This window comes from Pseudoalteromonas sp. SWYJZ12 (assembly GCF_015864395.1).
In the GTDB taxonomy this organism is placed as follows: Bacteria; Pseudomonadota; Gammaproteobacteria; order Enterobacterales; family Alteromonadaceae; genus Pseudoalteromonas; species Pseudoalteromonas arctica.
In genome coordinates, this window is the sequence record NZ_JADYXH010000012.1 from 65590 (window position 1) to 81466 (window position 15877).

At 40.5% G+C, this 15877-nt stretch carries 16 protein-coding genes; 11 read left to right on the plus strand and 5 right to left on the minus strand.

Going from position 1 to position 15877, the window contains the following annotated elements; genetic code table 11:
* Entirely contained in the window at window positions 1–1014 is a 1014-nt protein-coding gene (galE, locus tag I6F42_RS13605; protein WP_197152477.1) for a UDP-glucose 4-epimerase GalE, read from the minus strand.
* A gap of 267 nt (window positions 1015–1281) precedes the next feature.
* Between galE and I6F42_RS13610 the strand changes: the two genes are divergently transcribed.
* Window positions 1282–2112 carry an SDR family NAD(P)-dependent oxidoreductase gene (locus I6F42_RS13610; protein ID WP_197152479.1) on the plus strand — a complete coding sequence of 277 codons (831 nt, stop codon included), beginning with the start codon at window positions 1282–1284 and terminating at the stop codon, window positions 2110–2112.
* Window positions 2112–2468, plus strand: coding sequence for a putative quinol monooxygenase (locus tag I6F42_RS13615; protein WP_007580068.1), 357 nt, complete (start codon window positions 2112–2114; stop codon window positions 2466–2468). Before I6F42_RS13610 ends, I6F42_RS13615 begins: the two co-directional genes overlap by 1 nt.
* Window positions 2469–2530: 62 nt before the next feature.
* On the opposite strand, the gene I6F42_RS13620 is transcribed toward I6F42_RS13615, so the two are convergent.
* Both I6F42_RS13620 and I6F42_RS13625 read right to left on the minus strand, forming a co-directional pair.
* A complete protein-coding gene (locus I6F42_RS13620) occupies window positions 2531–2773 on the minus strand; it encodes a YdcH family protein (protein ID WP_007580070.1) in 243 nt (80 codons plus the stop codon).
* 159 nt (window positions 2774–2932) lie between these two features.
* Window positions 2933–3829, minus strand: coding sequence for a LysR family transcriptional regulator (locus tag I6F42_RS13625; RefSeq protein WP_197152481.1), 897 nt, complete (start codon window positions 3827–3829; stop codon window positions 2933–2935).
* Between the two features lie 124 nt (window positions 3830–3953).
* Between I6F42_RS13625 and I6F42_RS13630 the strand changes: the two genes are divergently transcribed.
* The 9 genes from I6F42_RS13630 (at window position 3954) to speD (ending at window position 12959) form a co-directional block, all read left to right on the plus strand.
* Window positions 3954–4943 carry a zinc-dependent alcohol dehydrogenase family protein gene (locus I6F42_RS13630; RefSeq protein WP_010555017.1) on the plus strand — a complete coding sequence of 330 codons (990 nt, stop codon included), beginning with the start codon at window positions 3954–3956 and terminating at the stop codon, window positions 4941–4943.
* 177 nt (window positions 4944–5120) lie between these two features.
* Window positions 5121–5702 (plus strand): aminodeoxychorismate/anthranilate synthase component II, encoded by a 582-nt coding sequence (locus I6F42_RS13635; protein WP_010555016.1) that lies wholly within the window; start codon window positions 5121–5123, stop codon window positions 5700–5702.
* Between the two features lie 43 nt (window positions 5703–5745).
* A complete protein-coding gene (locus I6F42_RS13640) occupies window positions 5746–6906 on the plus strand; it encodes an HDOD domain-containing protein (protein ID WP_010555015.1) in 1161 nt (386 codons plus the stop codon).
* A gap of 379 nt (window positions 6907–7285) precedes the next feature.
* Window positions 7286–8491 (plus strand): aspartate aminotransferase family protein, encoded by a 1206-nt coding sequence (locus I6F42_RS13645; RefSeq protein WP_169044608.1) that lies wholly within the window; start codon window positions 7286–7288, stop codon window positions 8489–8491.
* 85 nt (window positions 8492–8576) lie between these two features.
* A complete protein-coding gene (gene astA, locus I6F42_RS13650; RefSeq protein WP_010555013.1) occupies window positions 8577–9593 on the plus strand; it encodes an arginine N-succinyltransferase in 1017 nt (338 codons plus the stop codon).
* 15 nt (window positions 9594–9608) lie between these two features.
* Window positions 9609–11078, plus strand: a complete 1470-nt coding sequence (astD, locus tag I6F42_RS13655) for a succinylglutamate-semialdehyde dehydrogenase (protein WP_007580085.1) — start codon at window positions 9609–9611, stop codon at window positions 11076–11078.
* Window positions 11079–11210: 132 nt separating this feature from the next.
* Window positions 11211–11558, plus strand: a complete 348-nt coding sequence (locus tag I6F42_RS13660) for a DUF3802 family protein (RefSeq protein WP_007580087.1) — start codon at window positions 11211–11213, stop codon at window positions 11556–11558.
* Window positions 11559–11644: 86 nt separating this feature from the next.
* A complete protein-coding gene (locus I6F42_RS13665) occupies window positions 11645–12058 on the plus strand; it encodes an OsmC family protein (protein WP_002958863.1) in 414 nt (137 codons plus the stop codon).
* Between the two features lie 88 nt (window positions 12059–12146).
* Window positions 12147–12959: an adenosylmethionine decarboxylase gene (gene speD / locus I6F42_RS13670; RefSeq protein WP_007376266.1), complete on the plus strand. Its 813-nt coding sequence runs from the start codon at window positions 12147–12149 to the stop codon at window positions 12957–12959.
* A 53-nt stretch (window positions 12960–13012) separates the two neighbouring features.
* On the opposite strand, the gene I6F42_RS13675 is transcribed toward speD, so the two are convergent.
* Window positions 13013–14356 carry a M24 family metallopeptidase gene (locus tag I6F42_RS13675; protein ID WP_010555011.1) on the minus strand — a complete coding sequence of 448 codons (1344 nt, stop codon included), beginning with the start codon at window positions 14354–14356 and terminating at the stop codon, window positions 13013–13015.
* Between the two features lie 130 nt (window positions 14357–14486).
* Window positions 14487–15776: an aromatic amino acid transport family protein gene (locus I6F42_RS13680; protein ID WP_007580094.1), complete on the minus strand. Its 1290-nt coding sequence runs from the start codon at window positions 15774–15776 to the stop codon at window positions 14487–14489.
* Window positions 15777–15877 lie beyond the last annotated feature (101 nt).

Consider the following 15877-nt stretch of genomic DNA (forward strand, 5'->3'; position numbering starts at 1 on the left):
TTAACTCTCCAACCCACTTGGGTAATTAGTTTGCCAGCGCCATGTGTCGTTTGTCATGTCGCTAAGTGTTAGTTCTGCGTGCCAGTTAAGTGTGTTTTGCGCTTTTGTGGCATCGGCGTAGTTACAGGCAATATCACCTGCTCGGCGCGGTGCAATCTTATACGGAATATCTTTATTGGCTGATGCGCTAAATGCGTTGATCATATCAAGCACAGAATAACCTTGCCCTGTGCCTAGGTTGTAAGCATGGAAGGCGGTATCTGTTTTATGCTGCATAAATGCCGCAACATGACCTTTCGCTAAATCTAAAACATGAATATAGTCGCGCACGCCTGTGCCATCTTCGGTGTCGTAGTCGTCACCAAAAATATTAACCACGTCGCGTTTACCTACTGCAGTTTGAGCAATAAAAGGCATTAAGTTATTAGGAATACCATTAGGGCTTTCACCTAATAAACCACTTGGGTGTGCACCTACTGGGTTAAAGTAACGAAGCGCAATACCCATAAATTGACTGTTGGCATTACATACATCTTGCATGGCTTGTTCAACCATGACTTTAGTCCAACCATAAGGATTAGTTGCGCGTATAGGATGCTTTTCGTCAATAGGGAGGTAGTCTGGCTCGCCGTACACAGTAGCCGATGAGCTAAATATAATATGGTTAACGCCTGCCTCTTGCATGTTTTGTAGCATGCTTAATGTGCCCGACACGTTATTTTGATAATAACGCAGCGGTTGCTCGGTAGATTCGCCAACGGCTTTTAAAGCTGCAAAGTGAAAGACAGCTTCGGCTTTAGTGTGTTTTAGAGCGAGCTTAAACTGTTGCTCGTCTTGTATGTCGCCCAAAATAAACTCAAACCGAGTACCCGTAATCTTTTCGAGTTGGTCAAGTACCCGCGCACTTGCATTAGACAAGTTATCATAAATAACAGGTGTAATACCTGCTTCATGCAATGCAATACATGTGTGGCTACCTATGTAACCCATGCCGCCAGTAACTAAAACTTTCATGTTATTTCTCGAAAAGCGTATTTATATGATAAATACTACTATTAAGGGGGTTTAAAAACAATAGTTATGATTACTGGGTAATTCAAATAAAAGCATAAAAAACATTCAGCTTAAACACTCACCTGTCTTTTAAAGGAATGCTTTTATATTAACTAACATAGGCTTAGCTTTATCAATTAATTCTATAAACTGATTCAACTATTGGCCTAATTATCAGCAGTAAGTCGGGGTGCTAATATAGCGAAAATAAAGTAAGGAGAGATCAACATGAACAAAACAATTTTACTTACCGGTGCTACCGATGGCATTGGGCTAGAAACTGCAAAGATGTTATTAGCACAAGGTCACACCGTATTATTACATGGCCGCAGCCAAGCAAAGCTCAGCGCGCTACAAGTAGCTTTAACCGAGCAATACCCAAATGCGAGTACACATACTTATATTGCTGATTTAAGCGATATGAGCCAAGTTCAAACTTTTGCAAAAAATGTATTAGCCGATTTGGCCGAAAATAATAACCAGCTCGACGTACTTATTAATAATGCAGGCGTTTATCAATTAGTTGATGCTACAACAATTGACGGCCTTGATGCTCGCTTTGTTGTAAACACGATTGCGCCATATCTTCTTACAAAACTATTGTTACCTGTCCTTGGTCGTAATTCGCGAGTGGTTAATGTCTCATCAGCTGCGCAATCAAGCGTTAACTTAAATGCACTTACAGGTAACACTGAGCTTTCTGATAGTGCGGCTTATGCACAAAGTAAATTGGCTATTACTATGTGGTCGCGTCATTTAGGGCTGGAGCTTAAAGATACTGGGCCATTAGTTGTATCGGTAAACCCTAAATCGTTACTAGGAAGTAAAATGGTAAAAGACGCTTACGGTATAGATGGCGGCGATTTAAAAATTGGCGCAAATATTTTTTGTCGCGCAGCGCTTAGTGATGAATTTAAAGATGCCGCAGGCCTGTATTTTGATAACGATACAGGACGCTTTGCGCCTCCTCATGTTGATGCACTTGATAATGCTAAAAATCAACAACTAGTAGATACGTTAGACAGTATTTTAGCACAGCTTAAATTAGGCAAAGCATAATGAAAAATCATGTTACCTGGACAGTACAAGGCCAAATTAAAGAAGGTAAATACGATGAGTTTTTACTGGTAATGGCGCGATTAGTTACTTTGGCTAAAAGTGAAGCGGGCACTTTAATGTATGAGTGGACAGTAAGTGAAGACAAACGCAGTGTACATATTTACGAGCGTTACCAAGATGAAGATGCTGCTAAAGCGCATCTTGCTGGTTGGGGCGAAAGTGGCCCACTATTTTTAAGCGTAGTTGATATGGATAAAGTAACGGTATTTAGTCAATTATCAGAAGAGTTTGCACAAGCCTTTGCAGGCCCAAGCAGTGTATTTATGAAACCTGTGGGTGGCTTTGTAAAGTTTTAGAGAAAATATCCATTGTTGATCTAAAGAGCTCACCTCATCAGTGAGCTCTTTTTTTAGTGGCATTACTGCTCTTGCTGCAAGCGTTCGTATAGCCAATCTTTTAGTTCTGTACGTTCGTGTTTTAGTTGATGCATTTGCTCATCGCTTATGGGCGCATCTTTGAGCTCTAATACCCTAATCTCTTTATCTAGCTTGTCGTACTTATCTGCTTTTTTTGCAAATTCAGTATCGCTTTCATTTAACTCGGCAATGGTCTTTAAGTACTCTGGAAAGTCATTTGTTAATGAGTGGTCTTCGCCTAACATATTCGCTCCTTAGTAGGATATAAATGAGCTCACAAGTAAGTGAGTTGTATAAGTGAATTACTGCCTTTCATATAATACACTGGGGCTTACATAGATATAATTCAACCATCGAGCCGCTAATTTGATGTAGCACAAACAACCGTTTTTACTTTTTAGCCGTTACTGCTTTTCCCAATAAGGGACTTCACCAAAGTAGGCAATAAAATGATCGATAAACGCACGCACCTTAGGGGCTAATAATCTATTGCTTGGATATACAGCCCAAATATCGGCATTAGCTACCAGCGGAAAGTCTTTTAACACTTCTACTAGGCTGCCATCTTCTAAATATTTATAGCTACACCAATTTGAACTAATAGTAATACCTAACCCTTGTACGCACGCATCACGAACGGCTTCACCGTTATCAAAACGAAGTGCGCCTTTGGTTTTAATATTAAGAGTGTCTTTACCTGATTTAAAACCCCAGCTCTCTATACTGGCTAAGTTAATAATTTGATGATTAACTAAATCTTGCGGTGTTTTAGGCAAGCCGTTTTTAGCTATATACTCAGGCGATGCGCATACAATACGGTTATCAGATGCCAGTTTGCGAGCAATTAGGTTTGAATCTTTAAGTGCCGCATCGCGAATTGCAATATCAAAACCGCCTTCTACTAAATCAACAATAGTATCGCTAAAGCGGCAATCTATAGTCAGCCCTGGGTATTTTTGCATAAAGCTTTTTAAGGCAGGGACTATATGCATTCGTCCAAAAGAAGCAGGCGCAGTGATACGTAATGTACCTTGCGGCACTAAGCTTCCTGCACCTACCGAGGCGCGTGCGGTTTCTAATGTTGCTAGCACCTCTTGTGCATGAGGTAAAAATGCCTCGCCTTCTTCGGTCAGCGACACCTTGCGCGTAGTACGATTAATAAGTCGTACTCCTAAGTTCTCCTCAAGCTTACTAATATATGCACTCGCTACTGCTGGTGATAAATCAAGCTCTCTTCCTGCTAGGCTTATATTATATGTATTAGCAATGCGTACAAACAAAGCAAGATGGTCATTATTCATACTTGATTCTCAATATTATGTTGAAACAGATTGTGTATTTAGCCTTATTATCATTTATTAAAGGCAAAGCTACAATGAAACCTCATTACACATTAACTATAAACAGCTAATAGAGGCAACACTCATGAAAGCAATGACAATTAATAATTTTGGTGGCACTGAAGAGTTTGTAGCAGCAGAGGTTGCAAAACCACAAGTAACCGCAGGTAACGTATTGGTTCGCATTGCTGCAACTAGCGTAAATACAATTGATATGATGATTCGTCAAATGGGTGCCGATTTACCATTTGCTCCAAAGTTACCAGGCATTTTAGGTATGGACTTTGCGGGCACTATTGAAGCTGTGGGAGACGGTGTAACAGAGTTTACTGTAGGTGATGAAATTTACGGTTGTGCTGGTGGCCTAGGCGATTTACCAGGTGCACTTGCTGAGTTTATGCTTGCTGATAAGCGCTTAATTGCTCACAAACCTAAAAATTTAACCATGAAAGAAGCAGCCGCTATTCCACTTGTAGGTATTACTGCACTTGAAGGCTTAACGCGTGCAAATGTAAAAGCAGGTCAAAAAGTGTTAGTGCACGGTGGCGCAGGTGGTGTAGGCCATTTAGCAGTACAACTAGCTAAGCACTTTGGCGCTGATGTTTACTCAACTGGCGGTAACGCAGAGCAACTAGCACTAATAGAAAGCTTTGGCGCTACAGGCATTAACTTTAAAGACGAAACTGTAGAGCAATACGTTGAAAAACATACCAGCAATGTGGGCTTTGATATGGTGTTTGACACGGTAGGAGGCGGTAACCTTACTAACTCGTTTGCAGCAGCAAAGCTAAATGCCCAGGTATCTACAACGCTCTCTTTATTAGAAGTAGACTTAAGCCCAGTACACTTTAAAGGGTTATCGTTAAACGTAATCTTTATGCTTATTCCAATGATCCATGACTTTAACCGTCAAGACCACGGCGACAAACTTACTAAACTTGCGCAAATTGTTGAAGCAGGCGGTATGCGCCCAGTACTTGATGAGCAAGACTTTAGTTTAGAAGACGCAGCTAAAGCGCATGACCGCTTAGCAAGTGGCCAAGCACTGGGTAAAGTGGTTATAAACGTACAATAATGCATTAAGGCCGGCTTTTTAGCCGGCTTCTTTATAATTCTAATATTCCTTCTAAAGATAGCTCTAACGTAAGATAAACAAACCTCATTTATGTTGACGAATTAATAGTGGTAGAATGCAGCGCTTAGTACCACTTGTGTAAAGTAGTGGTCAATAATTTATAAGGTCTGTTGTGTAATGCTGTTGATGATCGACAACTACGATTCGTTTACTTACAACTTAGTGCAATATTTTCAGCGTTTAGATCAAGACGTTTTAGTAAAACGTAATGATGAGCTAAGCATTGCGCAAATAAAACAGTTAAACCCGCAGCACATCGTGTTATCGCCAGGGCCATGCACCCCTAACGAAGCGGGTATTTCGTTAAATGTTGTTGAGCAACTAAAAGGGCAATATCCTATTTTAGGAATTTGCTTGGGACATCAAACTATCGCACAAGCTTTAGGGGGAGATGTAATTCGTGCTAAAAAAGTAATGCACGGTAAAACATCACCCATAGTTCACACTAACAAAGGTGTGTTTAAAGGTTTAGCTAACCCGTTAACAGTGTGTCGTTATCATTCTTTGGTGGTTAAAGCACAAACGCTGCCTAAAGAACTTGAAGTAACCGCATGGACTCAGACTGAGCAAGGCGAGTTTGACGAAATTATGGGGTTACTTCATAAAGAACTAGCAATCGAAGGTGTGCAGTTTCACCCCGAAGCTATTTTAACTGATCAAGGCTTAGAACTGCTTGATAACTTTTTAACTCGCTTCTAATGTTATAATACACAGAGCATTTAATACTTTATTAATGGATGTCATGACTGAACTTGTAGCCCAGCAGCGTAATGCCAAAATACTAAGCCAACGGGCTCATGACTTATTGCTTGGGCACAGCTTTGCGCATCAGCAAATTGGTTTCATCCATACATTAGATATAGATTACGGCGAACCCATGAAGCAACGCACTTTGCTTCAGGTTGAAGTGGCCGCACAGAATAAACGCCAGCAAAGCAGTACTGCACATCATAAGTACCGCGCTCAAGCGAGTGAGCAACTGCACAAAACAATTGAAACAGCTATATATAAGCAGCTCGAAGATATAGATGGCGTAATTCATAGCACCATAGGTATTGAAGATGGCATTGCCAATATACTCGATATATTAGCGGTAAAGTCAGCGTCGGTAGGGCGTTTAGAGCCATTGGTTAATGATATAAGCTGGTTGGGTAGGGAGTTAGTAACGCTCGTTAATTTACCTTACTATCGTAATCAACGTAGTAAAAACACGTCTGTAAAAGTAGATAAGCCATCGCTCGCCCTTCGTTATATTGGCCTTGATAACTTACAGCTAGTTATTCCTACATTTGCTGCCCGCCATTGGATGCCACATAGCACCGAACCATTTTCGTTATTAAAACGTCGTTTACGTGACAGTGCCATGGCAAACGCCATTGCTGCGCAAAAAATTGCACAAATTAATAATGTAAATGACGTTCATGCATTTACCCTTGGTATGCTTTTAGATGTAGGACGAATTGCATTAGTGCGCTTGTACTTAAAAACGTTTGAGAAAGTATGGCAACGCAAAGTGCAGTTAGCCCGAAATGAAAACCAAAAAGATTTACACACCGCATTATTAGAGCTACAGCCCGACCCGCTATTTTTAACCACTCTACTTAGCAATAAGTCGATAGAAGTAAGCGCCAAAGTAATAGACAAAATGGCTTTTAAATATTTACCGTTTAAAGGTGTCATGCAGCAGCTAGTAAATGGGGTAGATAAGGGCGATACATTACTGCCATTAACAGAAGTAATGCTAAAGGCACGTTGCTACTCTCAATATCTTAATTTAAAAGAGCATCAACTTATTGAGCCTGATGAAACTCTAAGCTGGTTTTCGTACTTTAAGTTCACTAAAACGGAACTAAAAACCCTCCAATCGAGTAATTTTACCAATTTAGCTATTCAAATTGACTAAAAATCTGAATTTTTTGTTAATTTTTTTGCGACTAACCATTCATTCTCACTCTATTGTTATATTGCATATTTGCCGATTAAAGCATGCGCGCCTTGGTGCTCATGCGGTTAGTTGTTTAAAAATAAGCATAAATAGCTATGCAAATAGTTATTCACTATCTATGAAATAATATCTTTAGCCCTTTATTTTCAAGGGATACATGAAAGTTTTTAACGAGACAGATATAAGTAATTCTGAAATAATGTGCGTCTGAAAATTGAACCACAAAGCAATTTTGCGCAATTATCAGGTTACTGATCTTGCCTATAAAGTTGGTTACAAATATTAACCAAACACCTATTTTGATGTTTTGTGTTGCTCACAATTAAGAGGAAATAAAATGACAGTCAATCGCGAATTATTTGATCACGTAATGGTTCCTAACTACGCACCTTCAAGCGTAATTCCTGTTCGAGGCGAAGGTTCTCGCGTATGGGATCAACAAGGTCGAGAGTTTATCGACTTTGCTGGTGGTATTGCAGTTAACTGTCTTGGCCATTGCCACCCTGCATTAGTAGGCGCATTAAAAGAGCAAGGCGAAAAAATCTGGCATCTATCAAATGTAATGACCAATGAGCCGGCACTTCGCCTAGCTAAAAAAATGGTTGATGCTACATTTGCTGAAAAAGTTTACTTTGCCAACTCAGGCGCAGAAGCAAACGAAGCAGCGCTTAAATTAGCGCGTCGTTTTGCACTTGATAAGTTTGGCGCAGAAAAATCACAGATCATCGCGTTTAACAAAGGTTTCCACGGTCGTACATTCTTTACAGTAACTGTGGGTGGCCAAGCTGCATATTCAGATGGTTTTGGTCCTAAGCCTGGCGACATTGTACATTGTGATTACAACGACCTAGCTGCTTTTGAAGCGCTTATCAGCGACAAAACATGTGCCGTAATGATGGAACCTCTTCAAGGTGAAGGCGGTATTGTTTCACCAACTGACGAGTTTGCTCAAGGCGTTCGCGATTTATGTACTAAACATAACGCACTGCTTATTTTTGATGAAGTTCAAACAGGTGTTGGCCGTACTGGCGATTTATACGCATACCAAGGCTTAAACATAGTACCTGATATTTTAACTTCAGCTAAAGCACTTGGCGGCGGTTTCCCTATTGGCGCTATGATCACAACAACTGAAATTGCACAGCATCTTAAAGTAGGTACTCATGGTTCTACTTATGGCGGCAACCCGCTTGCGTGTGCTGTTGCAGAAGCTGCATTTGATACAGTAAATACGCCAGAAGTACTTGCTGGCGTAAAAGCTAAAGCAGCATTATTTAATGAACTACTTACTGCGGTTAACGAAAAATACAACGTATTTAGCGAAATCCGTGGCCAAGGTTTATTAATTGGCGCGGTAGTGAACGAGCAATATAAAGGTCGTGCAAAAGAGTTTTTAGTGGCAGGGACTGAGCAAGGCCTTATGTCATTAGTTGCTGGTGCAGACGTAATACGTTTCACTCCATCTTTAGTAATTCCTGAAGCGGACATTCGCGAAGGTATGGCACGCTTTGAAAAAGCAGTAGCAAGCGTAGTAAACGCATAAGCGACTTAAGCCAACCAATTAAGGGCAAGCACTGCTTGCCCTGCAATTCCTATTTACCGTTATTTATAAGGGAGCAAGCGGACTCATGATGATCCTTCGCCCAATCCAGCAAAATGATTATTCAGCATTACTGAAAATTGCCCACGAATCAGGGCATGGTTTTACGTCTTTGCCATTAAACGAAGAACTATTGCAAAAAAAGATCGACCATTCAGTAAGCTCTTTTGCTAAACAAACGTCACAACCTGGTGACGAAGGCTACCTGTTTGTTCTTGAAGATAGCGAAACCGGTGACGTTGTAGGAACATCTGCAATTGAAGCTGCGGTAGGGCTTGATGATGCATTTTATCATTATCACTTAAGTAAAGTGATTCACTCTTCGCGCACATTAGACGTATATAAAGCGGTTGATATTCTAACGCTATGTAACGACTACACAGGTGCTACAGAGCTTTGCACATTGTTTTTAAAAGATGGCTATCGTAAAAATTGTAATGGTAAGCTACTTTCAAAAGCGCGTTTTATGTTTATAAAGCAGCATCAAGAGCGTTTTGCGCAAACAGTGATTGCAGAAATGCGCGGTGTGTCTGACGAAAACGGCAGTAGCCCTTTTTGGCAGTGGCTTGAAGAGCACTTTTTCTCAATGGATTTTCCAACAGCCGATTACCTAACAGGTATTGGCCAAAAGGTTTTCATTGCTGAATTAATGCCTAAATACCCAATTTACGTAAACTTGCTAAGTAAAGATGCGCAAGCCGTAATAGGTAAAGTACACGACAACACTCGCCCAGCAATCGAGTTATTAAAAAGCGAAGGCTTTACGTTTAATGGCTACGTAGATATTTTTGACGGCGGCCCAACGGTTGAAGCAAAAGTAGATAACATTGCGACTATTCGTAATGCACGTAACTTTAACGTTGAAATTGGCGAAATGACTGGCGACACCATGGTGTTACTAGCTAACGAAAAGCTTAATGACTTTAGAGCAACCGTTGCACCAATGACATTTGACGAGCGCGCAAAAAGCCTTATTTTATCGCAAGAAATAGCAGATGCACTGCATTTGCAAACTGGCGATATTGTTAGTGCAACCACGATTTAATTTAGGAGAAAGTATATGACTCATCCTGCACAATTTATAAATGGTCAATGGTCACAAGGCCAAGGCACAGAATTTAATTCAGTAAACCCTGCAAATAACGACGTTATTTGGCAGGCTTCATCGGCAACTGCGGCGCAAGTAGACACCGCAGTAAATGCAGCGCGCGAAGCGTTTTATGCATGGGCTGATAAAAGCTTTACTGAGCGTTTAGAAATAATTAAAGCATTTGCAGCGCAATTAAAAGAAAACAGCGAAGAGCTCGCTATTACTATTGCACAAGAAACAGGTAAGCCACTGTGGGAAACTCGCACAGAAGCGGGTGCTATGGTTGGTAAAATTGCCATTTCTGAAAAAGCATTTTTAGAGCGTACTGGCGACGTAGAAAACGCAATGCCACTTGGCCGTGCGATGATTCGTCATAAGCCACATGGTGTTGTAGCCGTATTTGGTCCGTATAACTTTCCGGGTCACTTACCTAATGGCCACATTGTGCCAGCGCTTTTAGCAGGTAACACGGTTGTGTTTAAACCGTCTGAACTGACTCCTAAAGTAGCTGAGCTTACGCTTAAACTGTGGGAAAAAGCAGGTTTACCAGCAGGTGTCATTAACCTTGTACAAGGTGAAGTAGAAACGGGTAAAGCCCTTGCTGCTCACAAAGGTATTGATGGCTTGTTCTTTACGGGTTCTTCGCGTACTGGTCATATTTTACATGAACAGTTTGCGGGTCAACCGGGTAAAATTTTAGCGCTAGAAATGGGTGGTAATAACCCACTTATTATTACTGACGTTGAAGATACTAAAGCGGTTGTTCACGATATTATTCAATCAGCGTTTATCTCAAGTGGCCAGCGTTGTACGTGTGCACGTAAACTATTTTTACCAACTGGTAGCAAAGGCGATGTGATACTGGAGCGTTTAATCACAGCAACTAAAGCGATTAAAGTAGGTAATTATGACGATGCAGACCAGCCATTTATGGGCTCTATGATCTCATCAGCTGCAGCTGCGGGTATGGTTAAAGCGCAAAACGAGCTTGTTGAACTTGGTGGTGAAGTATTAGTAGAACTTGAGCACACAGCTAATACTGGCTTTGTAACACCAGGTATTATTGAGTGTACAAATATTAGTGACTTCCCAGATGAAGAGCATTTTGGACCACTTTTAAAAGTATTCCGCTTTGACGACTTTGACCAAGCAATTGATAAAGCAAACGATACAACCTTTGGTTTATCGGCTGGTTTATTAAGTGACAGTGCAGCAGATTACGACCATTTCTTACGTCGTATTCGTGCAGGTATTGTTAACTGGAATCGCCCAATTACTGGCGCATCAAGCGCAGCACCGTTTGGTGGTATTGGCGCATCGGGCAACCACAGAGCAAGTGCGTATTACGCAGCTGATTACTGTGCATACCCAGTTGCTTCGGTAGAGCTTGAAAAAGTAGCTATGCCAGCAACACTAAGCCCAGGCTTAAAAATAGATTAAGTAGTAATACTACTTAATTATTATAAAAGCAGCTTCGGCTGCTTTTTTTGTATTGCTAACGCGCAAAGCTAGCAATCAACAGCGCTTTCTGCTTAAATCAAAAATAATTAATTATACAAAGGTGGTACAAAAATGGTTTTAGATAGGCAAGGGTACGATGATTTGATCATGTATCTAACTCAAAATTTAGCATTGTTTGAGAAGCCAGGCGAAATAAAACCAGGTGCCCCAACAGTAATGGAGTTAATTGAAGACGTTATTGCACAAAATGTGATGCTCATTTGCGAGCAGCACACAAACCTCAACACAGAGCAGCGTAGTCAAATTGTACGCGAAGTTGATGGCATTGTTTACGATTTAGAAGAAGTCCTCAGCAGCATCACCTCACAGCCTGTCACGGTTGAACAGCATGCCTTTATAGATGAATTTGCAGGTTTAGTAAAAAACCTCTTTGATAGCGCTTTAACACAACAATCTTAGCCATTTTATAGCCCTGCGTTGCATTTTCATTTGCAACTACGGCTAACTTGCTTACAATCAAGAAAATATTTTTTTGAGATATAACAATGCAAGCAAATGTAAAATGGGTTGAAGGCGATACGTTTATTGGTCGTTCTAATTCTAACCACAATGTTGTGTTTGATGGCGGCAGCGATAGTGCAGCACCAAGCCCAATGGAAATGGTTTTAATGTCAGTTGGCTGTTGCTCATCAGTTGATGTGGTTAGTATTTTAAAAAAAGCCAAACAAGATTTTTCAGATGTACAAGTACAACTAAGTGCAGAGCGCGCCGAAACAGCCCCACGTGTGTTTACCAAAATCAACTTACACTTTGTTGTTAAAGGCAATAATGTGTCTGAAAAGCACCTTGCACGCGCGGTTTCACTCTCTGCTGAAAAGTATTGCTCAGTTGCATTAATGCTTGATAAAACAGTAGAAATTACGCATAGCCACGAAGTTGTGCAAGATCAAGCAAAATAACGCTTTTTCCACGAGGGAAATTCGTATAAAATCCGCGAACTTTTCATTCTGCAGGTGCAGAACCCACTAATTTATAGGTTGGTTTATTATGAACAAACCCTTCGATAAACTTAAACTTCATGGCTTTAACAATTTAACCAAAAGTTTAAGCTTTAGTATTTATGATATTTGTTACGCAAAGACCGAGCAACAACGTAAAGAATATATTGAATATATCGATGAGCAGTACAGTGCAGATAGACTAACCGACATTTTAGGTGAAGTTGTTGATATTATTGGTGCTAACATTTTAAATGTAGCGCGCCAAGATTATGAACCGCAAGGCGCAAGTGTAACTATTTTGGTTTCAGAAGAACCAGTAGAAGAGCAGCAAAATTACGATGCTGACGAAGCACCAGGCCCATTACCTGATTCAGTTGTTGCGCACCTAGATAAAAGCCACATTTGTGTACACACATACCCAGAAGCTCACCCTGATGATGGTATTTGTACATTCCGTGCTGATATTGAAGTGTCTACTTGTGGCATTATTTCGCCACTTAAAGCGTTAAACTTCTTAATTCATAGCCTTGAATCAGACGTAGTAACAATTGACTACCGCGTTCGTGGTTTTACCCGCGACATAAACGGTGTTAAGCACTACATTGATCATGCTATTAGCTCGATTCAAAACTTCATGACAGAAGATACAAAAGAAGCGTACCAAATGATGGACGTGAACGTGTATCAAGAAAACCTGTTCCATACCAAAATGATGTTAAAAGAAACCGATCTAAACACGTATTTATTCGGCCTTTCTACGGCAGATTTATCAGAGGGCGAAGAAGATGAAATTCGCTCAAAGCTGACCCGTGAAATGCAAGAAATATTCTATGGCCGTAACCTGCCAGATACAGAGTAATAGCAACGAATTAAATTAAAAATGGCGCTCAGTGAGCGCCATTTTTTTATACTTTATTTTACAAGCAATAGCTGTGTTTGTCGGCCATTTAAATACCAGACACCGCTTTTATCAAAAATAGCATCTTCCTCTAGCATTATTCTTATTTCTTTATTCCACTGTTTTACAAACACAGCATTGTTAAGCTCAATTGAGTAAGCCGTATTTAAATGAAGCGGATAGTCACCATCTCCCGGTACACCTTGCTGAGAATCCCACATACCTAATGTAGTGCCAGCAGCGTGGCCATGATAGCCAAGAGGATGGGTATAAATAGTGGGCTTTAATCCCTGCTCAATAGCGGCTTTTCGTGCTGCAGCTAAAACCTCATTACCGGTTTTACCTACCGCAAATTGACTGGTAAATATGTCTTGTAGTTTATTACCGCTTTTTAGTGCTTCAACTAAGTAACTAGGCGCACTCGTTTCGTTTTCTTTGAGCACATACGCATGCTGCTGCGTGTCGGTATTTAAGCGTAAATAAGTAATACCAAAATCTACATGAAGCAAGTCACCGGCTTGTATAACGTTATCATCGTAGCCATTGGTAAAGCTTTCTTCATGATTAAACGACTTCGCATCGGCGCGCTGAATAGCAACACTTGGGTGAAACCATGTTTGTAGTTTGAGCTCTTTTACGCGCTCTCTAAACCACCATACCAAGTCATCGCTAGTTGTTTCACCAACCGTAATTGTTTTACCCGAAAACCCCTCTGCAATAATATGATGGGCAATAGCGACAATATGTTTATACATTTTAACTTCTTCAGGAATGCGTTGCTCTAACCACGCAACAGCAAGCGGCTCTGCAGAAATTATTTTATTGTGATAAGTGGCGGGCAAGTTAGCCATTAAGGTTTTGTAATCGCCTAGCACAAGGCCATCGGCATGTGCCCAGTCGGTAGAAGTATTAAGCGCAATGTTGCGAGGTTTGTATTGCTCAATAAGTGTATTGAGTGCTTCCCACTGGCTTGGTTGTGTTTGTTTATCCCACCCTTTTTTAAATACGTTACCTATTTTATAAGGCGCAATAGCGTAAGCATCAACACCACCTTGTTTATTAAGTGCAAATAGTAAAATCGTGGTGCGTCTGGCTGAAAGCCATGTTGCAGGCAGCATTGTTTTTAATATTGGATCTTCGTTATATTCACGACTTATAAGTAGCCACATATCAGTGTTGTGCTGCTTCATTAACGAGGGCATTAAGGTATTAACTCTAAGCTCTGTTATTTTATCTATAAACGCAGCGCGCTCTTTCATCGATAAAATAGCGGGAGCGTCATCAGCTTTAACAAAGAGGCTTAAAACAAGCGTAGTTAGCAAGCTTACATAAAGTAGGAGTTGTTTAGTAAAGTGCATAATTGTTTTATTTTTAGGCTAGTTAATTTATAACATGCCTGAAGAGCGACTATAAAAAAACAATTTGAGATAAACAGCACACAAAAAAGCCCAGCTAAAAAGTAGCCGGGCTTTTGTATAAACCGTTTTATTACTTAAGCATACTGTATAAAAGTGCAAATACAGCAAGCGAGCCAACCGCTAATATAAATAGCGTGCTAAAGCGATTTCGGTATTTATTAAGTGCAGGTACTTTATAAACTGCAATCATTGGCATAATGAATAAAATCATCGCGATGATAGGGCCCGATAACTGATCCATCATGTCTAAAATACTTGGGTTTTTAACAGCACAAAACCAAATAGCTAAAAACATGATTAACACACCAATTTTATCGGTAACGCCAGCGCTTAAGCCTGTTTGTTTAGTTACTAATCCTGTAAAGCTTTCGCGTGCACCTAAAAAATGACCCAAAAACGACGATGTAATAGCAATAAAGGCAACAAGTGGCCCAAGTGTGGCAATAAACGAGTTATCAGTAATATTAGCAAGGTAGGATAAAACCGATACGTTAGCCGCTTTAGCCGCTGCCATTTGCTCGCCTGTAAGCGACAGCACGCAAGAGAACACAAATAACAGTACAAAGGTAATAAGTAGCAAGCTAGTGCGCTTTAAAATCGCCTCAGACTTACGTGTAGCTTGTTCGCCGTAATGACCGCGTTGCACATTTACAAAGCTTGAGATAGCCGCTGCGTGGCTAAACGAAAACACAATAATAGGAATCGATAACCACAACGTTTTACCAAAGCTGCCTATTTCAGGCACCGTCATATCTGGCATTTGCCAGCTAGGGATTAAATAAAGTGATAAAAAGAACAATATGCCCACAAGCGGATACACTAAAATAGCAAAGGCACGTAGCATTAAGCGCTCGCCGCCCATCATTAAGCTAATCATACCTGCAACTAATACGCCCGAAAGTAGCACGCGAGAAGGTGATTCCATCCCCATTTGATTAACCATAAAGCTATCAACGGTATTGGTTAAGCCCACACCGTAAATAAGCAAAATTGGGAATATAGATAAAAAGTACAACAAGGAAATTAACCGGCCCGCAGTCACACCAAAGTGCTCTTCAACTACGTCGGTAAAATCGGCATCTTTATTTTTTGATGAAAGTACAAAGCGCGCTAATCCACGGTGCGCAAAAAAGGTCATTGGGAACGCTAAACACGCCATAATAATTAACGGCCAAAAACCGCCAATACCAATGTTAATAGGTAAAAATAAAATACCCGCACCAACGGCGGTACCAAATAAACTTAATGTCCACTGCGTATCGTGCAGGTTCCATTTAGTTTTTGTATTTGAATTTTTGCTTGAATTTGTGTGTGTGTTTGGTGATGCATTTGAAAGCGTTGCATCTTGAGATGTTGTCATGTGTGTGTGCTCATCCATTATTTAAATAATAACTGCGCCGAAGGGTATAGTTTTTAGAGACATTTTTCATGTTTTGAAGAGATTTTTAGACTAATTAATTA